Origin of the sequence: Desertihabitans aurantiacus, from assembly GCF_003344635.1 — a bacterium.
Taxonomy (GTDB): domain Bacteria; phylum Actinomycetota; class Actinomycetes; order Propionibacteriales; family Propionibacteriaceae; genus Desertihabitans; species Desertihabitans aurantiacus.
This window is the reverse complement of sequence record NZ_QPKK01000004.1, coordinates 19,483-42,674: the sequence shown is the minus strand read 5'-3', so window position 1 is coordinate 42,674 and position 23,192 is coordinate 19,483. Positions and strand designations below refer to the sequence as shown.

21 protein-coding genes and 1 pseudogene are annotated in these 23,192 nt (G+C 72.1%); 10 read left to right on the top strand and 12 right to left on the bottom strand.

Features of this window, described 5'->3' with window-relative positions; genetic code table 11:
- The 3 genes and pseudogenes from DVA66_RS20715 to gyrB all read right to left on the bottom strand — a co-directional run.
- Positions 1 to 287 (bottom strand): annotated as a pseudogene (locus tag DVA66_RS20715) (hypothetical protein); the annotation flags it as partial.
- Entirely contained in the window at positions 280 to 3,018 is a 2,739-nt protein-coding gene (gene gyrA / locus DVA66_RS01130; protein ID WP_114558372.1) for a DNA gyrase subunit A, read from the bottom strand. The gene gyrA and the pseudogene DVA66_RS20715, both read right to left, overlap by 8 nt.
- 82 nt (positions 3,019 to 3,100) lie before the next feature.
- Complete coding sequence (gene gyrB / locus DVA66_RS01125; RefSeq protein WP_114558371.1) at positions 3,101 to 5,179, bottom strand: DNA topoisomerase (ATP-hydrolyzing) subunit B; 2,079 nt, start codon at positions 5,177 to 5,179, stop codon at positions 3,101 to 3,103.
- Between the two features lie 314 nt (positions 5,180 to 5,493).
- Here gyrB and DVA66_RS01120 point away from each other — a divergent pair, with 314 nt between their 5' ends.
- A complete protein-coding gene (locus DVA66_RS01120) occupies positions 5,494 to 6,159 on the top strand; it encodes a hypothetical protein (RefSeq protein WP_114558370.1) in 666 nt (221 codons plus the stop codon).
- A 30-nt stretch (positions 6,160 to 6,189) separates the two neighbouring features.
- On the opposite strand, the gene DVA66_RS01115 is transcribed toward DVA66_RS01120, so the two are convergent.
- Positions 6,190 to 6,723 (bottom strand): hypothetical protein, encoded by a 534-nt coding sequence (locus tag DVA66_RS01115; protein ID WP_114558369.1) that lies wholly within the window; start codon positions 6,721 to 6,723, stop codon positions 6,190 to 6,192.
- Positions 6,724 to 6,748: 25 nt separating this feature from the next.
- Positions 6,749 to 8,686, bottom strand: coding sequence for a hypothetical protein (locus DVA66_RS01110; RefSeq protein WP_114558368.1), 1,938 nt, complete (start codon positions 8,684 to 8,686; stop codon positions 6,749 to 6,751).
- Positions 8,687 to 8,738: 52 nt separating this feature from the next.
- Between DVA66_RS01110 and DVA66_RS01105 the strand changes: the two genes are divergently transcribed.
- Entirely contained in the window at positions 8,739 to 9,392 is a 654-nt protein-coding gene (locus DVA66_RS01105; RefSeq protein ID WP_157973760.1) for a hypothetical protein, read from the top strand.
- A gap of 19 nt (positions 9,393 to 9,411) precedes the next feature.
- On the opposite strand, the gene DVA66_RS01100 is transcribed toward DVA66_RS01105, so the two are convergent.
- The 6 genes from DVA66_RS01100 to dnaN form a co-directional block, all read right to left on the bottom strand.
- Positions 9,412 to 10,065 (bottom strand): hypothetical protein, encoded by a 654-nt coding sequence (locus tag DVA66_RS01100; protein WP_157973759.1) that lies wholly within the window; start codon positions 10,063 to 10,065, stop codon positions 9,412 to 9,414.
- Positions 10,062 to 11,981 (bottom strand): hypothetical protein, encoded by a 1,920-nt coding sequence (locus tag DVA66_RS01095; RefSeq protein ID WP_157973758.1) that lies wholly within the window; start codon positions 11,979 to 11,981, stop codon positions 10,062 to 10,064. Before DVA66_RS01095 ends, DVA66_RS01100 begins: the two co-directional genes overlap by 4 nt.
- A gap of 26 nt (positions 11,982 to 12,007) precedes the next feature.
- The gene (locus tag DVA66_RS01090; protein WP_114558364.1) at positions 12,008 to 12,604 is read right to left on the bottom strand and encodes a DUF721 domain-containing protein; all 597 of its coding nucleotides are present in this window, start codon (positions 12,602 to 12,604) and stop codon (positions 12,008 to 12,010) included.
- Entirely contained in the window at positions 12,601 to 13,740 is a 1,140-nt protein-coding gene (gene recF / locus DVA66_RS01085; RefSeq protein WP_114558363.1) for a DNA replication/repair protein RecF, read from the bottom strand. Before recF ends, DVA66_RS01090 begins: the two co-directional genes overlap by 4 nt.
- A 260-nt stretch (positions 13,741 to 14,000) precedes the next feature.
- Entirely contained in the window at positions 14,001 to 14,984 is a 984-nt protein-coding gene (gene gnd, locus DVA66_RS01080; protein WP_269801579.1) for a phosphogluconate dehydrogenase (NAD(+)-dependent, decarboxylating), read from the bottom strand.
- Positions 14,985 to 15,028: 44 nt separating this feature from the next.
- Complete coding sequence (dnaN, locus tag DVA66_RS01075; protein WP_114558361.1) at positions 15,029 to 16,210, bottom strand: DNA polymerase III subunit beta; 1,182 nt, start codon at positions 16,208 to 16,210, stop codon at positions 15,029 to 15,031.
- Between the two features lie 509 nt (positions 16,211 to 16,719).
- Between dnaN and DVA66_RS01070 the strand changes: the two genes are divergently transcribed.
- Positions 16,720 to 17,592: a DUF2510 domain-containing protein gene (locus DVA66_RS01070; protein ID WP_114558360.1), complete on the top strand. Its 873-nt coding sequence runs from the start codon at positions 16,720 to 16,722 to the stop codon at positions 17,590 to 17,592.
- Between the two features lie 12 nt (positions 17,593 to 17,604).
- Here DVA66_RS01070 and dnaA read toward each other — a convergent pair whose 3' ends face one another.
- Positions 17,605 to 19,047, bottom strand: a complete 1,443-nt coding sequence (gene dnaA / locus DVA66_RS01065; RefSeq protein WP_114558359.1) for a chromosomal replication initiator protein DnaA — start codon at positions 19,045 to 19,047, stop codon at positions 17,605 to 17,607.
- 391 nt (positions 19,048 to 19,438) lie between these two features.
- Here dnaA and rpmH point away from each other — a divergent pair, with 391 nt between their 5' ends.
- From rpmH to DVA66_RS01030, 7 genes are all read left to right on the top strand, one after another.
- Positions 19,439 to 19,576 carry a 50S ribosomal protein L34 gene (gene rpmH, locus DVA66_RS01060; protein ID WP_114125901.1) on the top strand — a complete coding sequence of 46 codons (138 nt, stop codon included), beginning with the start codon at positions 19,439 to 19,441 and terminating at the stop codon, positions 19,574 to 19,576.
- A 7-nt stretch (positions 19,577 to 19,583) separates the two neighbouring features.
- Entirely contained in the window at positions 19,584 to 19,931 is a 348-nt protein-coding gene (gene rnpA / locus DVA66_RS01055; RefSeq protein ID WP_114558358.1) for a ribonuclease P protein component, read from the top strand.
- A gap of 4 nt (positions 19,932 to 19,935) precedes the next feature.
- Positions 19,936 to 20,283, top strand: a complete 348-nt coding sequence (gene yidD, locus DVA66_RS01050; protein ID WP_114558357.1) for a membrane protein insertion efficiency factor YidD — start codon at positions 19,936 to 19,938, stop codon at positions 20,281 to 20,283.
- Positions 20,284 to 20,308: 25 nt separating this feature from the next.
- A complete protein-coding gene (gene yidC / locus DVA66_RS01045; RefSeq protein WP_408608881.1) occupies positions 20,309 to 21,370 on the top strand; it encodes a membrane protein insertase YidC in 1,062 nt (353 codons plus the stop codon).
- Positions 21,371 to 21,465: 95 nt separating this feature from the next.
- On the top strand, positions 21,466 to 22,023 hold the full coding sequence (locus tag DVA66_RS01040; RefSeq protein ID WP_114558355.1) for a Jag family protein: 558 nt from the start codon (positions 21,466 to 21,468) through the stop codon (positions 22,021 to 22,023).
- 40 nt (positions 22,024 to 22,063) lie between these two features.
- Positions 22,064 to 22,678 carry a 16S rRNA (guanine(527)-N(7))-methyltransferase RsmG gene (rsmG, locus tag DVA66_RS01035; protein ID WP_114558374.1) on the top strand — a complete coding sequence of 205 codons (615 nt, stop codon included), beginning with the start codon at positions 22,064 to 22,066 and terminating at the stop codon, positions 22,676 to 22,678.
- Between the two features lie 34 nt (positions 22,679 to 22,712).
- Complete coding sequence (locus DVA66_RS01030) at positions 22,713 to 23,132, top strand: hypothetical protein (RefSeq protein ID WP_114558354.1); 420 nt, start codon at positions 22,713 to 22,715, stop codon at positions 23,130 to 23,132.
- Positions 23,133 to 23,192: the final 60 nt, after the last annotated feature.

The window sequence follows — 23,192 nt, the reverse complement described above, 5'->3', positions numbered from 1 at the left end:
CGGCCCTGGCCGCCCGGCTGACCCTGCGCACCGGAGCCCGCGGTGCCGCCCTGGCCCGTCCGGTCCCCACGAGCAGCGCCGCCACCCTGACCCTGGCGCCCGGGCGGAGCCTGCTGGGCTCCCGCGGGACGGCCGGAGCCGCCCTTGTCGGGCGCGCGTCCCATCAGCCGGTCGGCGCGGGTCGGCGCACCGTCGGAGCCGGCGCCCGGGGCGCCCTCTCCCTCGACCCGCGGCTGGACCACCGTGTCGTCCTCGGGGTTGGCCGTGACCTTCGACCGATCACTCACGGGTGTCGTCCTCCTCGGCACCGCGAGACGGCGCGTCGTCCGTCGCCGGAGCGTCCGCGTCCGGCGTCAAGCCCCCATTATCGTCATCGGACTCCGAAACCGAACCGTCGGAGGCCAGCGCCGCGTCGGTGGTGTCGTCATCGGCGGGCGCGGCGACCTCGGTCAGCACCGCGTCGGCGGCCTGCACCGCCGCGGTCGCGGCACCCTCCTCGGCCGACTCCGCGGCCTGCTGCTCGACCTCCTCGGCCACGCTCGCCTCCGGGTTGATCGCGATCACGGCGACCGCGTCACCGTCGCGCACCCCGACGAAGCGGACGCCCATGGTGTCGCGGCCCTTAACCGCCACCTCCGACACCGCGCTGCGGGTCACCTGACCGCTGGTCTTGATCGCCAGCACCTGGTCGGACTCGCGCACCACGATGCCGCCGACCAGCTCGCCACGGTCCTCGTTGAGCCGCATCGCCTTGATGCCCAGCCCGCCGCGGCCCTGCACCCGGTACTCCGAGACCGCGGTCCGCTTGCCGTAGCCGCCGTCGGTGACGGTGAACACGTAGCGGTCGTCCTCGGGCATGTCGGCGTCGATGATCGACATCGACAGCAGCTCGTCCCCGGGGCGGAACTTCATCCCGGTGACGCCGGAGGTGGCCCGGCCCATCGGCCGCAGCTGGTCGTCGCCCGCGGAGAACCGGATCGCCTGGCCCTTGCGCGAGATCAGCAGCACGTCGTCGTCCTCGCTGCACGGGGCGGCCCCGATCAGCTCGTCGTCGTCGGAGCGGAAGTTGATGGCGATCAGACCCGCCTGGCGCGGCGAGTCGTAGGTCTGCAGCGCCGTCTTCTTCACCAGCCCCTGGCGGGTGGCCAGCAGCAGGTAGGGCGAGTCGTCGTAGCCGCGGATGTCGAGCACCTGGGCGATCCGCTCCTCCGGCAGGAACGACAGCAACCCCGCCACGTGGCCGCCGCGGGCGTCCCGACCGGCCTCGGGCAGCTGCCACACCTTGGCCCGGTAGACCCGGCCCAGGTTGGTGAAGAACAGCACCCAGTGGTGGTTGGTGGTGGCGAACATGTGCTCGACCTCGTCGTCGGTGCGCAGGGTGGCCCCACGCACCCCCTTCCCACCGCGCTTCTGCACCCGGTAGAGGTCGCTGCGGGTGCGCTTGGCGTAGCCGCCGCGGGTGATGGTGACCACCACGTCCTCGTCGGGGATGAGGTCCTCATCGGAGAGGTCGCCGTCGGCCCGGATGATCTGGGTGCGCCGCTCGTCGCCGTACTTGTCGACGATCTCGGCCAGCTCCTCGGAGATGATCCGGCGCTGCCGGGCCGGGGTGGCGAGGATGTCCTTGAGGTCGGCGATCAGCCGCTCGTACTCGGCCAGCTGGTCGATAATCTTCTGCCGCTCCAGCGCCGCCAGCCGCCGCAGCTGCATGTCGAGGATGGCGTTGGCCTGCAGGTCGTCGATGTCGAGCAGCTCGCGCAGCCCGGTGCGCGCCTCGTCGGTGCTGGGGCTGCGCCGGATCAGCGCGATGACCTCGTCCAGGGCGTCCAGCGCCTTGACCAGACCTCGGTAGATGTGGGCCTTCGCCTCGGCGTCGGCCAGCCGGTAGGCGGTGCGCCGGCGGATGACGTCGAGCTGGTGCTCGACCCAGTGCGAGATGAACTGGTCCAGCCGCAGCGTCCGCGGGACGTCGTCGACCAGCGCCAGCATGTTGCAGCCGAAGGTGTCCTGCAGCTGGGTGTGCTTGTAGAGGTTGTTCATCACCACCCGCGGCTGGGCGTCGCGCTTGAGCACGATCACCAGCCGCTGACCGGTGCGGGCGGAGGTGTCGTCGCGGATGTCGGCGATGCCGTTGAGCCGTCCGGTGTTGACCAGGTCGGCGATCTTCAGCGCCAGGTTGTCCGGGTTGACCATGTAGGGCAGCTCGGTGATCACCAGCAGCTGGCGACCGGTGCGCTGCTCCTCCTCGAGGTCGATCACCGCGCGCATGGTCACCGAACCGCGACCGGTGCGGTAGGCCTCCTCGATGCCCTGGCGACCCACGATCAGTGCGCCGTTGGGGAAGTCGGGGCCCTTCACCCGCTCGATCGCGGCCTCGAGCAGCTCCTCGCTGGAGGCCTCCGGGTGCCGCAGCGACCACTGCACCGCCTCGGCCACCTCGCGCAGGTTGTGCGTCGGGATGTTGGTGGCCATGCCGACCGCGATGCCGGTGGAGCCGTTGACCAGCAGGTTGGGGAACCGTGCCGGCAGCACGGTCGGCTCGGTGTCGCGGTTATCGTAGTTGGGCTTGAAGTCGACGGTGTCCTCGTCGATGTCGCGCACCATCTCCATGGCCAGCGGCGCCATCCGGCACTCGGTGTACCGCATCGCGGCGGCCTTGTCGTTGCCCTGGGAGCCGAAGTTGCCCTGCCCGGTCACCAGCGGCGCCCGCATCACCCACGGCTGGGCCAGGCGGACCAGGGTGTCGTAGATCGCGCCGTCACCGTGCGGGTGGTACAGACCCATCACCTCACCGACCACGCGGGAGCACTTGTTCCAGCCCCGGTCGGGCCGGTAGCCGCCGTCGTACATGGCGTAGAGCACCCGCCGGTGCACCGGCTTGAGCCCGTCGCGGACGTCGGGCAGCGCGCGTCCGACGATCACGCTCATCGCGTAGTCGAGGTAGGAGCGCTGGATCTCGGCCTGCAGGTCGATCGGCTCGGTCCGCTCGGTCGGCGGGTCGATCGGGGTGTCGGTCATGCCTTCTCTTTCTGGGTGCGGGGCGGCGCTTCGACGGGCGCAGGGCGCTGGAGCCGGGTCGGCCCTGGACGTCCGAGCCGGCTCAGATGTCGAGGAACCGGACGTCCTTGGCGTTGCGCTGGATGAACGCGCGGCGCTGCTCGACGTCCTCGCCCATCAGGATGGAGAACATCTCGTCGGCCTGGGCCGCGTCGTCGAGGGTGACCTGCAGCAGCACCCGCTGCTCGGGGTTCATCGTGGTGGCCCACAGGTCGTCGGGGTTCATCTCACCCAGACCCTTGTAGCGCTGGATCGGGTTGACGCTGGGCAGCTTCTTGCCCGCCTCGAAGCCGGCGTCACGCAGGCCGTCGCGCTCCTCGTCGGTGTAGGCCAGCTCGTGCGGGGCGTTGGTCCAGCGCAGCCGGAACAGCGGCGGCTGGGCGAGGTAGACGTGCCCGGCCTCGATGAGCGGCTTCATGAACCGGAACATCAGGGTGAGCAGCAGCGTGCGGATGTGGGCGCCGTCGACGTCGGCGTCGGCCATCAGCACGATCTTGTGGTAGCGCAGCTTGTCCAGGTCGAAGTCCTCCTGGATGCCGGTACCGAGGGCGGAGATGATCGCCTGCACCTCGTTGTTCTGCAGGATCTTGTCGATCCGCGCCTTCTCGACGTTGAGGATCTTGCCCCGGATCGGCAGGATCGCCTGGATCCGCGGGTCGCGCCCGCCCTTGGCCGAACCGCCGGCAGAGTCGCCCTCGACGATGAACACCTCGCACTCGGTCGGGTCGGTGGACTGGCAGTCGGCCAGCTTGCCCGGCAGCGTGTTGCTGCCCAGCAGACCCTTGCGGTTGCGGGCCAGGTCTCGGGCCTTGCGCGCAGCCAGCCGGGCCTGCGCGGCCGCCTGGGACTTGCGGACGATGTCCTTGCCCTCGTTGACGTTCTGCTCGAACCAGTCGCCGAGCTTGTCGTTGATGACCCGCTGGACGAAGCTGCGGGCCTCGGTGTTGCCGAGCTTGGTCTTGGTCTGGCCCTCGAACTGCGGCTCGGTCAGCTTGACCGAGATGATCGCGGTGAGGCCCTCGCGGACGTCGTCGCCGGACACCCGGTCCTCGCGCTTCTTGATCATCCCCCAGGTCTCGCCCCACTTGTTGACCGTGTTGGTCAGCGCGGAGCGGAAGCCCTCCTCGTGGGTGCCGCCCTCGTGGGTGTTGATGGCGTTGGCGAAGGTGTGCACGGCCTCGGTGAAGGAGCTGTTCCACTGCATCGCCACCTCCAGGCTCATCCCCTGGGCGGTGGCCTCGGCCTCGACGCCGATCACCGAGGCGTGGATCGGGTCCTTGGCCGAGGACAGGTGGCGGACGTAGTCCACCAGGCCGTCGTCGTACTTGAAGGTCTCGCCGATCTGCTCGCCGTCCTCGTCGACGTGGCCGGCCCGCTCGTCGCGGATGCTGATCGAGAGCCCCTTGTTGAGGAAGGCCATCTCGCGCAGCCGGTTGGCCAGGGTCTGGTAGGAGAAGTCGACGCTCTCGAAGATGTCGGGGCTCGGCCAGAACGAGATCGTGGTGCCGGTGCCCTCGGTGGCCTCACCCTGCACCAGCTCGCCGGCGGGCACGCCGAGGGCGAAGGACTGGCGCCAGTGGTGGCCCTCGCGCTGCACGTCGACCTCGAGCCGGGACGAGAGCGCGTTGACCACCGAGCTGCCGACGCCGTGCAGACCGCCGGAGACCTTGTACCCGCCACCGCCGAACTTGCCGCCGGCGTGCAGCACGGTGAGCACCAGGGTGACGGTGGGGATGCCCTCGGTGGGGTGCATGCCGACCGGGATGCCGCGACCGTTGTCGGTGACGCGGACGCCGTTGTCGGGCAGCAGCGTCACCTCGATGGTGTCGCAGTAGCCGGCCATCGCCTCGTCCACCGCGTTGTCGACGATCTCCTGCACCAGGTGGTGCAGACCGCGCTCGCCGGTGGAGCCGATGTACATGCCGGGGCGCTTGCGGACCGCCTCCAGACCTTCCAGGACGCTGATCGAGCTGGCGTCGTAGCTCTCCTCGACCCGGTGCCCGGTCGACTCCGTCAGCTCGAAGTGGCTGCCGTCGTCGGCTCCGTCGGTGCCGGCCGGGTCGCCGGGGGTGGCGCCGTCGGGGGACTCGTCAGCGGGGTCGAGGGGGTTGAGGTCACTCACCGAGACAGGCTCCTGTCAGACAGAGGACGCCCGGAGGTGAGACCTCACTCCCCGGGCAGCGCCTTCGCGCCCGGCCAGTCTACCGGGTAGGCGCCCAAGATCGGCGTCGTGAACCGCTCGATCTGTGGACAGTTGTCGTTTCCCGGCCTCCGACGGCCCGTTCGAGCCCTTCCGGGCCCCTTCCGTAGGGGCCGGTATGCGCTCCACCCTCCCAGACGCCCCAGGACGCCCTCTGGAGGAGGTCGGCCGGGCCGCCGCCCGCGGCCCGGCCGGTCAGGCCCCGTCGTGGTACGGGACGGCTCTAGGCTGCGGCCATGTCCGTGCCACCGGGAGTCTGGCTCGACGAGCGGCCGCTGTCGAGGAGCTGGCCCGAACCCGTCCCGCCGCTGCAGGTACCCGCCTGGGCGCGGATCGGGCTGCCGCTGCTGGTGCTGGCCGCCCTGGTGGCGGCGGTGGTCGGCTTCGGCGGCCTGGAGCAGCGCCGCGACCAGGTGCAGGTGGTCGCCCCCGGCGTCCCGGTGGACTGCAAGAACCTCGTGTTCGCCCTGGAGTCGGCCACCGTGCAGCGCGCCACCCAGTGGGACGACTCGATCGCCTGGACCGTCCGGGTCCACGGCACCGTCAGCAACCCCAACGACGAGCCGCTGCGTCCGCGCGACGGTCCCAGCGGCAACCTGGCGCTGGTGCCGGGGGAGCCGCTGGCCACCGTCACCGAGCTCGAGGGCTACACCATCGGCGAGGGTGAGGACTCGGTGCGCCGCGCGGTGCCGCCGGGCGGGGCGGCCTTCCCGCTCGAGCTGGAGTTCGTGCTGCCTGAGGAGTTCACCCCGCGCGACGTCATCCACGTCGGGCTGGTGGAGAGCGAGTTCACCGACAACTCGGTGCTCGACATCGGCGGCGGGGAGAAGACCTGGAACGGCGGCGACCAGGCGTACTCGGTCTACCTGCCGGTGACGGTGCTCGCCGAGGACGTCTACTGAGCCAGCTGGCGCCCCGGGCGCGGGTGCGGCTCAGGCCGGTGGGCGCAGCACCCACGCGACCCCGGTCTCGGGGTCGTTCATGGTGACGCCCTTGATGGCGTCGGTCCGCGTCCGCGGCACCTCGACGACCAGCTCGGTCAGGCCGGGTCCGGACTCCGGGCAGTCGTCGGGCACCGGGCGCTCGAGCCCCGACGGCAGCAGGTCGGCGGTCAGCTGCTCGTCCTCACCCAGCAGCACCGATCCGCCGCAGTAGGCGTCGGGCAGCAGAGTCTCCACCTCGAGGTGGGCGACGAGGAACACCTTGCCGGGCTCGGGGGTGACCGGCACGCCGTCGTCGGAGCCGCTGAGGGAGTCGGCCAGGTACCACTCGACCACCCTCTGCCGCAGGCCCTCGACCTCGACCCAGGCCCCGGGGGCGGTCGGCACGTAGGTGATCGAGGTGGCCCGTTCGAAGTAGCGCAGCCAGCCGACGCTGAACACGGTGCACAGGCACAGCGCCACCACCAGCAGCGGCCACCGCTGCCGGGCCAGCCGCTCGGCGAGCGTGGGGCCTGCCGCGCTCACCGTCGCCCCTCCCCGCGCACCCCGGTCACCGGATCGGCCTCGTCGTCGACTGCGAGGAGACCGTCAGCTCCCGGCCGGCGGCCTCGGCCACCACCCGCTCCGCCGCGGCCCGGTCCAGGCCGAGGTCGACCACGACCACGTCGGAGAACCCGGTGATGAAGGCGCCCACCTCGAGCTCGGCCTGCAGGCCGTCCAGGTCGGCCGGGTCGACCTCGTAGACCATCTCGATCGAGCTGACCACGCCGGACTCGCCGGGCAGCAGCTCGTTGGTCATCGCCGGGTAGGAGCGGTCGCCGTTGACCAGCGTCACGGTGAGGTTGCCGACCGGCTTCTCCCCCTCGATGGCCAGGTCCACCGGGAGCGCGATGAAGACCAGCGGTGTGGTGTCGAGCTCGGTCGGCTCGCTGTAGCCGATGTCGACCAGCACCTGGCCGTAGCGCGGCTCCCCGACCGAGACCTGGCGTCCCATCAGCTCGGCCCGCTCCCCGACGCCGGCCGACAGCCGGCGGGAGTCCTCGACCTGCTGGATGCCCACCGTCGCCCCGGCCAGGCCGAGGCAGAGCAGCAGCACCACCGCCGCCTGCCCGAGCTGGCCGCGCCAGCCGGCGGCCCGTCGCGGACCCGCCGGCTGCGCCCCCGGCAGCTGCTCCGCGCCTGCGGCCTGCCCGGCGAACAGCGACAGCGCCCGGGTGAACGCGACCGCGAGCAGCACGACCCGCAGACTCTGGTGCAGCACCCGGTCGACGAGGTCGAGGAAGGGGTCGATCCGGGCCCAGACGTCACCGCTCTGCCCACCGATGACGTTGTAGACGGCCATGTCGAGCACCTCGAAGGACAGCGACAGCACCGACGAGACGATCACGTAGCCACCGAGGAACACGATGCCGGCCCGCAGCACCAGCCGCAGCGACTGCCAGGTGGGCAGGTACTTGTCGTCGATGTCGCCGAGGAAGACCTCCTGGGCCTGCAGCGCCACGGTGCGCAGCCGGGAGGAGGAGCCGGACGTCCCCAGCCGGCGGGCCAGCCGGGTCTGCCGGGCCCCGGGCAGCTGGGCGGCCAACGGCTCACCCTTGCGCCACAGGTCGGCCACCGAGACCACCTTCGCCCCGAACACGAGCGCCGCCATCGCCAGCCAGGCGATCGGCTCGGTCAGCCCGTTCCAGAACACCGGCCAGACGACCTCACCGAAGAACGTCCCGACCGCGACGAGCACGTCGGGCAGGTCGATGCGGAACACCGAGAAGCCGGCGGCCAGGTCGGCGATCGCCGCGTCCCACCAGCTCATCAGCCGTCGGTCGGACAGCCAGAGGTTGGCCTGCTCGACCAGCCGGAATCCGCTGAGCAGGAACAGCAGCAGGAAGCAGGCCTCGACGAAGGCGGTGAGCAGGCCGAACACCCGGATCCTGGTCCGGTCGTGGAGGGTGTCGAGCACCCGGCGCAGCACGTACAACCCGACCAGCGCCCCGATGGTGACGATCGTGGCGGTGCGGCTGTTGAGCGGGTTGAGCCCGACCAGGATGTTCTCGAACGGCCCGCGGACGGCGGCGTTGCGGACCACCAGCGCGGTAGCCAGGTCGTCGACGTAGCCGAAGGCGGCGTAGACCGCGAGGAACGGGAGCAGGGTGAGCACCAGCAGCGAGGTCAACGACGTGTCGCGCTCGTCGTCGTCCTCGGCGTCCGGCTCGGCGGCGCGGACCAGCTCGCGCACCCCGAGCTGGGTGGCGACCATCCGCAGCCCGATCACGGTGGCGGCCAGCATCCCGACCAGCCCCGTGGCGAACAGCGGGACGACGAGGTAGGGCCGGGCGATGCCCTGGGTGACGGTCACCCAGGTGCTCACCTGGTAGGCCAGCCAGCCGAGCAGCATCAGCCCGATCAGCTGCGGCCACAGCCGCCACCACAGCTGGCCGCTGCGGGCGGCGAGCCGGACGGCCTCGGAGAGCATCGAGCTGACGGTGGTCATGTCGGACCGCACTCTAGGACCACGGCGGCCCAGGTCTCCTACGCTGCTGCCCATGAGCCAGCCCGCCGCGCCGTGGCTCGACGGCGCCCCGCTGTCGCGGGACTGGCCGCCACCACCACCGTCGCGCCGCCCACCCCGGTGGGTGCGCGTCGGTCTGCCGGTCGGGTTGGCGCTGGTGCTGCTCGCCGGGCTCCTCCTCTCCGGGGCGTTCGAGCGCCGCACCGACACCACCACCGTGATGGCCCCGGGGGCGGTGCTCGACACCGGTCCGCTGCGCTACACCGTCGACCGTGCCACCGCCGAGGCGACGACAGCCTCCGGCGGGGACGTCTGGCGGGTCGTCGTGCACGCGACGGTGGCCAACCCCACCGCGGAGTCCCAGCCGCTGCCCGACGCCACCTCGGGCCAGCTGGCGGTGCGCGGGGTGCCGGGCGCGCACGCCGCCGAGGTCGAGCTGGTGGAGGCCGGCGGGCCGACGAGCGCGCTGCTGTACCGGACGAACGTGCCGCCGGGCGCCACCCTCCCGGTCACCTTCAGCGCCACCCTGCCCGCGGACTACCGGCCCAGCGACCGGCTGCTGGTCGTGGTGTGCGCGCTGGAGCTGGAGAACCGGCGGGTGCTGGATCCCGACGCCGACCCGTGGTGGTACCCCTCGGACCGCTGCTTCGCCGTCTTCGCGCCGCTGTCGGTCCGCTCGGGAGGCTGATGCCGCCACGGCCCGTCAGTCAGGACGGGGGCCGCAGCAGGTGGGTGGTGCCGGGGCCGAGGGTGGGTCGGACGAGCACACCGCGGACGCGGTCCCGGTCCCGCAGCGGCACCCGGTAGACGACCTCGACCGTCTGCGCGGCTGCGGCCTCGCAGGTCGACGGGAGTGGACGCCCGACGACCGGGGCCTGCGGGTCCCACACCGCCGTCCCGGTGCCCAGCAGCGGCAGGTCGCACCACGCTCGAACCGGGCCGTCGGCGGTGGCCACCTGTTCAGCCCCGCGGGTGTCCACCTCCACCCGGGCCACCACGAAGACGGTGCCGGGCGGTGGCTGCTGCGGCTCCTCGCCGGGGTCGGTGCCGACGAGCCGGTCGGCGCTGTAGAGCTCGATCAGCCGGTAGGTGCTGCCCTCCACCCGCACGGTCGCCCCCGGGGCAGCGGGCCGGAGCAACCAGCCGCTGTTGGCCTGGTACCAGCCGACCCAGCCGACTCCGGTGAGAGCCGCCACGCAGACCGCCACCAGCAGCAGCCGCCACGGCCGCCGGACCAGGGTGGACGTCCCGGGCTGCGCCGCCGGTCCTGACGGCGGTCCCCACTGCGGCGAGGGCGGGGACCAGGTGGGCCGACCCGTCGCGCCGTCAGGCCCGGGAGGAGGTCCGGCCGACGTGGTCATCGCAGCCCCTCGGTGACCGGTGTGGGCAGGCACTCGACCTGGGCGTCGACCAGGTCGCGCCGGTGCTGCAGCGCGGTGGCCGCGTCCAGACCGAGGTCGACCCGCAGCTCGGCGTTGTAGCCGCGGTAGATCTCCAGCGGACGCACCTCGACCCGCAGCCCGGGAGCGATGTCGACGGGGTCGACCTCGAAGACGAAGGTGCCGCGCGTGCGGTACCCGGCATCGGCATCCAGCTGGCCCAGCCCGAACTGCGGGTCGTAGCGCCGCCCGTCGCCGACCAGCCGGGCGGTCACCGGTGCACCGGCTGGTCCCGGTGCCACCAGCTCGACCGGGACGACCACGACCGCCAGCTCGGAGACGGCCTCGACCTCCTGGCCACCCTCGCGGAGCAGCCGTTGGCCGAAGCGGGGTGCCGACACCGTCACCACCCGGCCCGACACGTCGGCCGTCTGGCCCACCGCGGCCCGGACCACCAGCGCCTCGTCCTGCTGGCGCAGCACCACGGTCGCCAGCCCGAGCACCGTGCACAGCAGCACCACCACCCCGAGCCGCCCCACCGCCCCCACCCGGGTGGACGGCCGCAGACCGGCGGGCGCGGTCGTCGCCGGGACCGCGCCGGCCCGGACGGCGAACCGCGAGAGCGCGGAGGAGAAGGCGACCGCCAGCAGGCTCACCTGCAACGACATCACCAGGACGTCACCGTCCAGGGTGAGGAAGGGCTGCAGCAGCGCCCACAACCCCACATCGGACGGCCCGACCAGGCGGGTCAGCAGATGGTCGAGGACCAGCGCCAGCAGCTGCAGCGCGGTGAACGCCACCAGGTAGCCGCCGAGCAGCCCGAGCCCGGCCCGCAGCACCAGCCGCAGCGACTGCCAGGTCGGCAGGTACTTGTCGTCGACGTCGCCGAGCAGCACCTGCTGCACCTGCAGCGCCACCCGGCGGACGCCGGTCGCCGAGGCCGCCGCCCGGTGCAGCCGGTCACGCAGACGGGGACGGGCCACCGCGGCCGGGGCGGACTCCGCCATCCGCTGCCACACGTCGGCCAGGCTGAGCACCCGCGAGCCGAACACCAGGGCGGCCAGCGCCAACCAGGCGACCGGCTCGCTCAGCCGCTCCCACAGCACCGGCCACAGCAGCGTCGACCACAGCTCGACCGTCCGGTCCCACACGGCCGGCAGGTCCACCCGCAGGACGGCGAAGCCGGCGGCCAGGTCGGCCCAGAGCTCGGACCACCAGCCGAGCAGCCGGCGCTCGGACCACCACGACCGCAGCAGCTCCAGGACGCGGAAGCCGCTGAGCAGCACGAGGAAGAGGAAGCAGGCCTCGACGAGGACGGTGAGCAGTCCCAGCAGCGCCTGTCCGGTCCGCCGGTAGGCCCGGTCCACCACCCGCCGCAGCAGGAACAGAGCGATCAGTGCGGCCGACACCCCGAGAACCGTCCAGCCGCTGCCGGTCGGGTCGAGCGCGACCAGCACCGGCGCGCCGAGCCCCTGGGCCAGCTGGGTGGTGTTGACCAGCGTGCCGGCCAGGCTCTCGGCGTGGCCGAACGCGGTGTAGACGGCCAGGAACGGCAGCAGCACCACGGTGAGCAGGCGGAGCGGGCTCCGGTCGCGGTCGTCGGGGTCGGCCGCCTCCCCGGCGGCCTGCAGCAGCCGCTCCACCCCCAGCGAGGTGGCCGCCAGGCGCAGCGCGACCACGGTGCTGGCCGCCACCGCCACCAGACCGAGGGCGACGGTCGGCACCACCAGCCACGGCCACTCGTCGGTCACCTCGGCCGACAGCAGCAGGGCCCCGTGCCGGCCCGCCCAGCCGAGCAGCAGGACGCCGATCAGCTGCGGCCACAGCCGCCCCCAGAGGCGCAGCGCCCCCGTACCCAGCCGGGCCGCCTCGAGCCCGACCTCGGCCACCGTCCTCACCGCGGGCTCATCTGCCCGGCCTGCGCTCAGCCATAGGTGTCGCGGGGGCCGCGGGCGCCGCGGATGCTGCGCCGGCCGTGCTTCCAGCTGGGGACGTCCGGGCCGAGCACGGTGATCCGGGTGACGGTGCCCTGGCCGAGCGCCTCGTTCAGCCGGGCCACCAGCTGGGGCGCCATGGTGCGCAGCGAGGTGGCCCAGGCGGTCGAGTCCGCGCGCACGGTGAGCACCTGGTCGGCGTAGCGCTCGGGCCAGGAGTGCTCGGCGTTGACCTCGCCGACCAGGCTGGGCCAGCGGCCGAGCAGCAGGTGCAGGTTGACCGTGGTCGTCCACCCCTGCCGCTCGAACAGCGCCTCCATCGCCGCACCGAGCAGCTGGGGGTCGCGTCCGTCGGGCCGGGCACCGGAGGACTGCGGGTCGGTCGGCCTCCGCCGCGGCCGGCGCCGGCGGGACGGTCCGGACACCCCCCGCACCTGGCGGCTGATGCTGCGGGCCAGGTCGAGACCGGTGTCGTCGTGGTCGTCGGCTGGGGTCGGCTCGGTGGGGGGCCCTTCGACAGGCTCAGGGCGCTGGGGGTCGGGGTCAGGGCGCTGGGGGTCGGGGTCAGGGCGCTGGGGGTCGGTCATGCCGCGACCACCTCCCCGCCGCCGACCCGGAACCGGTGGCCGTCCAGCTCGGCCGGGACGTCCTCGGCGACGGCCGCGGTGACCAGCACCTGCTCGGCCTCGCCGACCCCGGCCGCCAGCCGCTGGCGCCGGGTGGCGTCGAGCTCGGCGAAGACGTCGTCCAGGATGAGCACCGGCTGGACGTCCTCGCTGCGCAGCAGCGCCGCCGCCCCGAGCCGCAACGACAGCGCGTAGGACCAGGACTCGCCGTGGCTGGCGTACCCGCGCGCCGGCAGCTCGCCCAGACTGAGCACCACGTCGTCACGGTGCGGCCCGACCAGCGTCAGCCCGCGCTGCAGCTCGTCCCCGCGCCGCCGCCGCAGCTCCGCGGCCATCGCCTCGGCCAGCTGGTCGCGACCCGGGACGTCCGGCTCGCGCTCGGCGGGCAGCACCGCGGTCTGGTACCGGGCGGTGGCGACGTTGTTGGTCGGGGCGATGTCGGCGTACCACTGGGCGCAGAACGGGGCGAGGTCGGCCAGCGACTGCATCCGTGCGTGCACCAGCTCCGCGCCCAGCCGCACCAGGGAGTCGTCCCAGACCTCCAGCGTCCCGGCGGCCTCCGCCATCGCCCGGCTGCGACCCGAGAGCGACTTGAGCAGGGTGTTGCGCTGGCGCAGCACCCGCTCGTAGTCGGCCTTCACCCCCGCCAGCCGCGGCCAGCGGCCGACCACCAGCGAGTCGATGAACCGGCGCCGCTCGGCCGGGTCGCCCTTGACCACGGCGAGGTCCTCGGGGCTGAACACCACCGTCCGCAGCGCCCCCACCAGCTCGCGCGGGCTGCGCAGCGGCGACCGGTTGAGCCGGGCCTTGTTCGCCCGGCCCGGGGTGATCTCCAGCTCCAGCACCAGCGCGCGGTCGTCGTCGGCGCCGGCCCGCACCCGGGTGCGCACCACGGCCCGCTCCGCCCCGGCCCGCACCAGCGGGACGTCGGAGGCGACCCGGTGCGAGGACAGCGTGGACAGGTACTCCACCGCCTCCACCAGGTTGGTCTTGCCCTGCCCGTTGGCGCCGACGAACGTCGTCACGCCGGCCGCCAGCTCCAGCTCGACGTGGGAGTAGGAGCGGAAGTCGGCGAGGGTCAGGTGGTCGACGAACACGATCCCCCTTCGACGCGAACCCTCGCGGGCTGGTACCGACGTGGACCGAGACCTTAGCGCGCGGGGTGTGCTGGTGACCCGCCCTTCGACAGGCTCAGGGCGCTGGGTGGGACGGCAGAGGCGCTGGGTGGGACGGCAGAGGCGCTGGGTGGGACGGCAGAGGCGCTGGGTGGGACGGCAGAGGCGCTGGGTGGGACGGCTCAGGGCGTTGTGGTCGGGTCGGCGGACGACACCACCCTGCGCTGCTGGGCCCGCACGGGTCAGGTGCGGCTCTCGCCCTGGGCGCCGGGGCCGGACTCGCTGGTGTCGGTGAGGGTGTCGGGGTCCTGGCCGGCGTGCTCGGCCAGCACCGCGTGCCCGCCGAACTGGTTGCGCATCGCGGCCACCATCTTCATCGCCGGCGAGTCGTCCTGGCGGGAGGCGAAGCGGGCGAACAGCGACGCCGAAATCGCCGGGGCCGGCACGGCCAGGTCGATCGCCGCCTCCACCGTCCAGCGGCCCTCACCGGAGTCCTCGGCGTAGCCGCGGATCTTGTCGAGGTTCGGGTCCTCCTTGAGGGCGTTGACGGCCAGGTCGAGCAGCCAGGAGCGGATCACGGTGCCCTCACGCCACGACTCGAACACCGCCGGGACGTCGGTCACCTCACCGGAGGCGGCCAGCAGCTCCCAGCCCTCGGCGTAGGCCTGCATGATCGCGTACTCGATGCCGTTGTGGACCATCTTCGCGAAGTGCCCCGCACCCACCCCGCCGGCGTGCACGAAGCCGAACTCCCCCGGCGGCTTCAGCGCGTCGAAGATCGGCTGGGCCTTGGCGACGTCCTCGGTGGAGCCTCCGCACATCAGCGCATACCCCAGGTCCTTGCCCCAGACCCCGCCGGAGACCCCGCAGTCGAGGTAGCCGATCCCGCGCCCGCCCAGCAGCTCGGCGTTGTGGTGGTCGTTGATCCACTTCGAGTTGCCGCCGTCGATGACGACATCGCCCTCGCCGAGCAGATCGGACAGCTCCTCCAGCACCGGGCGCACCGCCTTGACCGGGACCATCACCCAGACCACCCGCGGGCTCTCGGTCAGCTGCTCCACCATGTCGGCCACGGTGGTGGCGTCGGAGATGTCGGGGTTGGTGTCGTAGCCGATCACGGTGTGGCCGGCCGCGCGCAGACGGTCGCGCATGTTGCCACCCATCTTGCCCAGCCCGATCAGTCCCAGCTGCATGTCTCGCCCTCGCTCCTGTGTGGTGTCGCGGATCGTCGTGGTGGATCGGTCGGGGCCCTGCCCGCGGGCGCCCGCGCTCAGCGGGTCGCCGGCAGCCGCATCAGCATGATGACGTGGCGGTAGTCGGTCTGCGGCTCACCGTCCAGCTCGGCCAGGCCGGTGAGCAGGCAGGGCTTGCCGGGCGCGGTGAAGGCGAAGTCGACGTAGGGCGCGTCCAGGGCGCCGAGGGCGTCCAGCAGGTAGTTCGGGTTGAACCCGGCGGCGTCCAGCGACGGCTCGGCCGAGCCGTGCAGGTCGATGGTCGCCTCCAGCGCCTCCGAGGCCTGCGCCTGGTCGCCGGTGGCGGCCTCCAGGGTGATGCTGCCGTCGCCGATGAGCATCCGCAGCGGGGTGTTGCGCTCGGCGACCAGCGCCACCCGCTTGGCGGCGTCGATGATCTCGGCGGTGTTGCCGCGCACGGTCAGCTGCGGCTGGATGCTCATCAGGTGCCGGACCTTGGGGAACTCCCCGTCCAGCAGCCGGGTGGTGGTCTCGCGCTCCCCGCCCGAACCGGTGCCCTGGAACCCGATCAGGCCGTCACCCTGGGAGGCGGCGGACAGGCTGATCGAGACGGTCTCGCCGGCGGTCATCGAGCGTGCGGTGTCGGCCAGCACCTTGGCCGGCACCAGCGCCGCACCGCCGGCCGACGGGTTGGCCGGGGACCAGGTCAGCTCCTTGAGCGCCATCCGGTAGCGGTCGGTGGCCAGCAGCGAGACGGTCTCGCCGTCGATCTCCATCCGGACGCCGGTGAAGACCGGGAGCAGCTCGTCGCGGCCGGCGGCGACCACCACCTGGGAGACCGCGCGGGCGAACTCGTCGCTGGCGATGGTGCCGGTCTGCTCCGGCATCGTCGGCAGGTTGGGGTAGTCGGCCACCGGCAGCGTCTGCAGGGTGAAACGGGCGCTGCCGCAGATCAGCTCCATCCGCGAGTCCGCGGTGCTGATGTCGACCGGCTTGTTGGGCAGCGAGCGGCAGATGTCGGCCAGCAGACGTCCCGACACCAGGGCCTGGCCCTCGTCGGTGACGGTGGCACGCGCGTGCACCTGGGTGGAGGTCTCGTAGTCGAAGCTCGACAGCACCACCGACTCGGTGCCCTCCTCACCGCCTCCGGTGCGGAGCAGCAGACCGGCCAGGATCGGCACGCTCGGCCGGGTGGGCAGGCTGCGGGCAGCCCACTGCACGGCTTCGGCGAGAACGTCTCGTTCCAGTCGAATCTTCATGGTCCTCCTCGAACCGCAGGCGCGTCGATCACGGGGTGTTCCGAGGCGCAGGCAAGCAGATCACGCGACCGGGGCCGAGATCGTGAGGTGACTCTAGCGAGGCGCGGGAGCGGGGGGAAAGCCGCTCCGGGCGCACCGGTGTTGTGCACAGCGAGCGGGCTCCCAGACTTCGAATGACTTGGAGCATGGATCAGTTCGTCTTCGTCATCACCGCTGTGGATCCTGTGGACAACGCCCGTCTCCCCTGGTCAGCGCGGAACCGGGCTCGTGGATGCCGGTGGGGAGAACGACGAACTACACGGGGAGGATCTGTGGTCCGCGTGGGCGGGGGTCGGTCCAGGTCCCCAGCCGACGACGTCCCGGTGTGGACGTCCCGGGGGTTTTCCACAGTTGTGCACACAGGCTGTGGGTAAGAGTTCCACTGGTGCAATTCAGACCACATCGGATGCTGGTCCGACCGGCTGCGTCGCGGACCAGGGGTGGCACGTCGGAGGGCTACGGTGCCGCGCATGGCTGTTCCCGGCTGGTACCCCGATCCCTCCCGACCGAACGGGGGCTACCGGTGGTTCGACGGGACCCGCTGGACCCGGCACACCACCACCGACCCGCACCGACCGGCACCGGCCTCCGCGCACCCCGCGCGGGCTCGCCGGTCGTGGCTGGTGGTCCTCGTCGCGGTGGTGCTGGCGGCGGCGCTGGTCGGCGGTCTGCTGCTCGTCGTCGGGCTACGGACGTCGGGGCCGTCGGTGAGCGCGCCGCGGCCCACGGTGAGCGCCTGGGACGAGGTCACCACCCCGCCGCCGACCCCGACCCCCGACGCCGGCCCGACCACCCCGTCGGAGGCGGAGGCCTGTGAACCGGCCACCGGTGGGTCCCTGCCGGCCGCGTCGGATCCCGGACGGGTGCACGGCGGGCCGCTGTCGTTCCCGCGCATCCCCGGCTGGGGGGCACCGACGAGCAGCGTCCGCTTCCCGCACGGGCGGGCGTCCCGGGTGACGACGCTGCGGATGGTGGAGGAGGAGCTGCCCTGGCAGTCCTCGGCCGAGGTGGGCGAGCTGGTGCTCGGCACGATCGCCGACCCCGCCCAGGCGCCGGAGCTGCTGCTGCAGTGCGTGCTCAGCAGCAGCTTCTACACCAGCGTGGACGTCGCGGTGGCCGAGAGCACCGTCCGCCCGGTCACCGTCGACGGCGCCCGGGCGTACCAGCTGGACGCCCGGATCACCTTCGAGCACCCCCGGCTGCGGACCACGGGGTCGGTGGTGCGGATCGTGGTGGTGGACGCCGACGTCGACGGCTACTGGTTCAGCGCGGTGCCGCAGGAGCGCGTCGACCTGGTCGCGGCCGTGGAGGAGGCGGCCGCGGGGCTGCGGCTGGAGGACTGAGCCGGACCGCCCTCAGCGGTGGGCGGCCTGCTTGATCCGGTTGGTCACCTCGGTGACGTGGTTGTAGGTCGAGCGCCGCTCGGCCATCTGGGTGCGGATCTTGCGGTCGGCGTGCATCACCGTGGTGTGGTCGCGGCCGAACTGCGAGCCGATCTTCGGCAGCGAGAAGTCGGTCAGCTCGCGGCACAGGTACATCGCGATCTGGCGGGCCAGCACCAGCTGCTGGGTGCGGCTGGCCCCGCAGACGTCGTCCACCGTCAGGTCGAAGTAGGCCGCGGTGGTGGCGATGATGGTCTGGATCGAGATCTCGGCCTCCCCGCCGGGCGGGATGAGGTCGCGCAGCACCTCCTCGGCCAGCTCCATCGTCACCGGCTGGCGGTTGAGGCTGGCGAAGGCGGTGACCCGGATCAGCGCACCCTCGAGCTCGCGGATGTTGGTCTGGATCCGGCTGGCGATGAACTCCAGCACGTCCGGACCCGCGGTCAGCCGCTCCTGGGAGGCCTTCTTCCGCAGGATCGCGATCCGCGTCTCCAGGTCGGGCGGCTGGACGTCGGTGATCAGCCCCATCTCGAACCGGCTGCGCAGACGCGGCTCCAGCGCCTCCAGCGCCTTGGGCGGACGGTCCGAGGTCATCACGATCTGCTTCTGCGCGTTGTGCAGCGTGTTGAAGGTGTGGAAGAACTCCTCCTGGGTCTGGATCTTGCTCTCCAGGAACTGGATGTCGTCGATCAGCAGCACGTCGACGTCGCGGTAGCGCCGGCGGAACTCGGCGGTGCGGTTCTCCGAGATCGCGTTGATGAAGTCGTTGGTCAGCTCCTCGGTGCTGACGTAGCGCACCCGGACCCGGTCGAAGTAGTTGCGCACGTAGTGGCCGAGCGCGTGCAGCAGGTGGGTCTTGCCCAGCCCGGAGTCGCCGTAGATGAGCAGCGGGTTGTAGGCCTTGCCCGGCGCCTCGGCGACCGCCACTGCCGCCGCGTGGGCGAAGCGGTTGGAGGAGCCGATGACGAAGCTCTCGAAGGTGTACTGCGGGTTGAGCCGGCTCTGCGCCGCGCCCTGGGCGGCCGCACCCGCGTGCAGCGGGGCCGGCTCACGGGTGACGAAGGCGCTGACCGGTGCCGGCTCGTCCTCCGCGCCGTCCAGCGGGAAACGGGCGTCCTCGAGCTCGGCCGGCACCGGCTGCTCGTCGGCGAGCTGGGTGTCGACGGTCAGCGCGAGGTGGGTCGGACGCTGGTAGTGGTCCGACAGCCGTTCCTCGATGTCGTGGCGGTGCTTGGTCTCGATCTGGTCCCGGGTGAAGTCGTTCGGCACCGCCACCATCAGGGTGCTGCCGTGCAGGGTGAGGGCCTTGGTGGCCCGCAACCAGGGACGCTGCGCCCGCGGAGCGGTGTTGAGGACGTACGACCAGGCCTGGGCGATCGCGTGCTGTGACGTGAGCTCCGAGGAGGGTTCGGTCACGCGCTGCTCCCCTGTCCTCCTGGTCGGGCCCGGTCGTCGAGCGTCGGCTGCTCAGCGGTCCACACAGTTGTCCACAGGATGTGGGTAACCCGCACGCTGCGACAATCTCCCAGGGGATGTGACTGATCGGACCGCTCGTCGGCGGCGCCGACCCAGGGGAAACTAACAACGTGCTCAAGACCTTGGCAAGCCTCCGGCGACCGACTGGAGCTCCGTCGGCGTGTCGCCTGGACAGGCGCCGCCGGAGCTGTGCGGCGGTCCACAGGACGTTTTGACCGGTCGTGCCGGGGCGCGTATCGTAGCCAGGTCGCTGTACCGGCGCGCAGCGTTCGTGCGTGCCCAGACGAGGGCGGCAACAGACCTCTGCAGGCCGAGAATCGGGAGTCACCCCATGAGCAAGCGCACGTTCCAGCCGAGCAACCGCCGTCGCAGCCGTCGTCACGGCTTCCGCCTGCGGATGCGGACCCGCGCCGGCCGCGCCATCCTCGCCGCGCGTCGCCGCAAGGGACGCTCCGAGCTCTCCGCCTGAGTCCGGTGTGCTGCCCGCCGCCCACCGGATGCGGTCCTCGCGCGAGTTCGCCGAGACCATCCGCTCCGGTGTGCGCGTGGGCGGCCCCCGCATCGTGATGCACGCACGCACCGGTGAGGCCGGCGACGGGGCCCTGGTGGGTTTCGTCGTCTCCCGCGCTGTGGGCGACGCCGTCACCCGCAACCGCGTCAAGCGCCGCCTGCGCCACCTGGTCGCCGGGCACCTCGACGAGCTCGGCGACCTCCGTCTGGTGGTCCGGGCGCTGCCGCGCAGTGCGTCCGAGCCGGGGCTCCTCGGCGAGGACGTCGAGGCTGGTCTCGCCCGGGTGCACCGGCGGCTGGCCGGGACGAGGTGATGTCGTGCGCCATCTGCTCATCGGCCTGCTGAAGCTCTACCGGCTGCTGATCAGCCCGCTCTACGGCCAGGTGTGCCGGTACCACCCGACCTGCTCGGCCTACGCGCTGGAGGCGGTCACCGTGCACGGCTCGCTGCGGGGCAGCTGGCTGGCCGCGCGGCGGCTGCTGCGCTGCCACCCGTGGGCGCCCGGCGGGTACGATCCGGTTCCGGGAACCGCTGCCGCTGCGGAGTGGGAGGCCGAGCAGCGGGCACAGGCGTCGGGCGACGTCGATGCCGACCCCGTCGTGTCCGCCGTGGGCACGACGTCCGCCAACCGACGTGGCCCGTCCGGGCCCGACCACGAGGTGTGAATTGATCGAGGGACTGATCCCGACGCTGGTCCCCCTGCTGTCCGTGATGGGCATCTGGGACTGGTTCGTCGACGTGGGCAACACCCTGATGTACCCGCTGCACTGGGCGGTCTCGGGCATCCTCGTCTTCTTCCACTGGGCCTGGTCGCCGGTGCTGGGCGTCGACTCCGGCTGGACCTGGACGCTGTCGATCGTCTGCCTGACGATCGTGGTGCGGATCCTGACGATCCCGCTGTTCGTCCGCCAGATCCGCTCCTCGCGCAACATGCAGCTGGTCCAGCCCAAGGCGCGCGAGCTGCAGAAGAAGTACGGCCACGACCGGGAGCGTCTCGGGCAGGAGACGATGAAGCTCTACCGGGAGGAGGGCGTCAACCCGATGGCGTCCTGCCTGCCGCTGCTGCTGCAGATGCCGATCTTCTTCGCCCTGTTCCAGGTGCTCAACGGCGCGGCGAACGCGGTGAACCCCGCCGACGCCGTCGGTGACTGGCTGCGAGACTCCCCGACCCTGGTGAACTCGCTGCGCGAGAGCACCATCTTCGGCGCCCGGATCTCCGACACCTTCCTCTCCTCCGCGCTGTGGGAGGTGAAGGTCCTCACCGTCGTGCTCATCCTGCTGATGACCGCGACCCTGTTCTTCACCCAGCTCCAGCTGATGCGCAAGAACATGCCGAAGGAGGCCCTGGAGGGTCCCTTCGCCCAGCAGCAGAAGATCCTGCTCTACGTCTTCCCCGTCATCTTCGCCGTCGGCGGCATCAACTTCCCCGTCGGGGTGCTGATCTACTGGCTCACCTCGAACCTGTGGACGATGGGCCAGCAGTTCTACATCATCCGCAACAACCCGGCCCCCGGCAGCGATGCCTACGCGGCCTGGGAGGAGCGGCAGCGTCAGAAGGGCCACGACCCGAAGGTCGAGGCGGCCAAGGAGGCCGACAAGGCCCGCCGGCAGAAGGGCGAGCCCGAGCCGACCGCCCCGGCCACCGAGGTCCAGCGCCAGCAGGTCCAGCGGCAGCAGCCGCGTCGGCAGACCCGCTCCCAGCGGGGCAAGAAGCCCGGGGCCCCCGGGCAGCCGCAGACCCGCACCGACTGACGCCGTACCCGGCAGGCGCGGCCGTCCGGCCCTGCCACACCAGCCCGTTCCCGGGTGCCCAGGTGCGCCCCGGACCTGAATCGAGAGGGACGACCATGAGTACCAGCGACGAGCTCGTCAGCGAGCGCCCGGCCGAGGAGCAGGTGGAGGCGACCGACACGACGCCGACGACGAGTCCTGCCGACGCCGCGGAGGAGACCACCGACCCGCTCGAGCTCGAGGGCGAGGTCGCGGCGGACTACCTGGAGGAGCTGCTCGACATCGCCGACCTCGACGGCGACATCGACACCTACACCGAGGGCGGGCGGGCCCATGTCTCGGTGGTCACCGACACCGACGTGCTGGTGGGTCCCGACGGCGAGGTGCTCGAGGCGCTGCAGGAGCTCTCCCGGCTGGCGGTGATGACAGAGACCGGGCGTCGCAGCCGTCTGATGCTCGACATCGCCGGGCACCGCGACCGTCGCCGGCGCGAGCTGCGCGAGCTGGCGAGCGACGCCGTGCAGGAGGTCAAGGAGACCGGCGAGCCCGTGCGGCTGGCGCCGATGAATCCGTTCGAGCGCAAGATCGTGCACGACGCCGTCGCCGAGGCCGGTCTGGGTAGCGAGTCCGAGGGCGAGGAGCCGCGGCGCCGCGTCGTCGTGCTGCCCGGCTGAGTCAGCGGTGAGCGAGGACGCCGAGGTCGCGCCTGAAGGGGTGGAGACCGAACCCGTCGAGGCCGCCGACGTGTTCGGCGACCGCCTTGGATTGACTAGACGATATGTCGATATGTTGTCGAGTCGAGGTGTCGAGTGGGGCCTGCTCGGGCCTCGGGAGGCTGGACGGCTCTGGTCCCGGCACGTGCTCAACAGCGCGGCGGCTGCGGGCGTGATGCCCGAGGGGGCGCACATCGTGGACGTCGGCAGCGGGGCCGGGCTTCCGGGCATCCCGCTGGCGCTGGCGCGTCCCGACCTCGGTGTGACGCTGCTGGAGCCGCTGCTCCGTCGGGCCGAGTTCCTCGAGCTGGCCGTCGACGAGCTGGACCTGGAGGAGCGGGTGCGGGTCGTGCGGGCTCGGGCGGAGGACCACGAGGACGTGTACGACGTCGTCACGGCCCGGGCGGTGGGAGCGCTGTCGAAGCTGGTGCCCTGGTGCGAGCCCCTGCTCGACGAGGGTGGGGAGATGCTGCTGATCAAGGGCGCGTCGGCGCCGGATGAGCTGGCGAAGGCAGAGAAGCTGCTGCGCCGGCTGCGACTCCGCGCTGACGTACTGTCGGTGCGTGCCGATCCACGGAGCGAACCGACCACGGTGGTCCGGTTGCGTCGGGTCTGACCACACCCACCGTGCGCTGGCGGGCGCGGTCGGGGTGCTGCTGCTGGTGACGGTCACGGCATGCAGCGCAGAGGTGTCCGACGCCGAGGTGCTGGCCTCGTGGTCGGAGACCGAGTTCGGGCAATCCGCACTGGAGGCGGTGGTGCCTCGAGGGCCCGGCAGGGTCGTGCAGCCGGAGGAGCTTCCCGGGTTGATCGCTGCCCTGCCACGGACGGAGGAGTCTGATCGGCTCCAGGATCCGCCGGATGGTGCGGTGGTGCTCGTGCACGGCTACCAGAAGTGCCAGCAGCAGCGTCCGCACGTCGACCGGCAGCAGGGGACGGTGTGGTTCGCGGTGCCCGAGGATGATGGCGATGTCTACTGCGCCTGGGCGCCGTACACGGTGGAGCTCTGGTCCGTGCTGGAGGGGACGATCGGCGGCCCGGGACCTGAGGTGGTCGAGGCGCCGGAGTAGCGGTGGCGGATGTGGACGTGGTGGCGACGACGGCGTCGGGCACGCGTGTGTGGGCTGTTC

Excerpts from the sequence above, each read along its gene's own strand:
- rpmH (WP_114125901.1), top strand. The coding sequence starts at position 19,439 with ATGAGCAAGCGCACGTTCCAGCCGAGCAACCGCCGTCGCAGCCGTCGT.
- DVA66_RS01090 (WP_114558364.1), bottom strand. The coding sequence starts at position 12,604 with ATGACCGACCCCCAGCGCCCTGACCCCGACCCCCAGCGCCCTGACCCC.
- DVA66_RS01110 (WP_114558368.1), bottom strand. The coding sequence starts at position 8,686 with ATGACCACCGTCAGCTCGATGCTCTCCGAGGCCGTCCGGCTCGCCGCC.
- dnaN (WP_114558361.1), bottom strand. The coding sequence starts at position 16,210 with ATGAAGATTCGACTGGAACGAGACGTTCTCGCCGAAGCCGTGCAGTGG.
- DVA66_RS01105 (WP_157973760.1), top strand. The coding sequence starts at position 8,739 with ATGAGCCAGCCCGCCGCGCCGTGGCTCGACGGCGCCCCGCTGTCGCGG.
- DVA66_RS01120 (WP_114558370.1), top strand. The coding sequence starts at position 5,494 with ATGTCCGTGCCACCGGGAGTCTGGCTCGACGAGCGGCCGCTGTCGAGG.
- DVA66_RS01070 (WP_114558360.1), top strand. The coding sequence starts at position 16,720 with ATGGCTGTTCCCGGCTGGTACCCCGATCCCTCCCGACCGAACGGGGGC.
- DVA66_RS01100 (WP_157973759.1), bottom strand. The coding sequence starts at position 10,065 with ATGACCACGTCGGCCGGACCTCCTCCCGGGCCTGACGGCGCGACGGGT.
- DVA66_RS01040 (WP_114558355.1), top strand. The coding sequence starts at position 21,466 with ATGAGTACCAGCGACGAGCTCGTCAGCGAGCGCCCGGCCGAGGAGCAG.
- gyrA (WP_114558372.1), bottom strand. The coding sequence starts at position 3,018 with ATGACCGACACCCCGATCGACCCGCCGACCGAGCGGACCGAGCCGATC.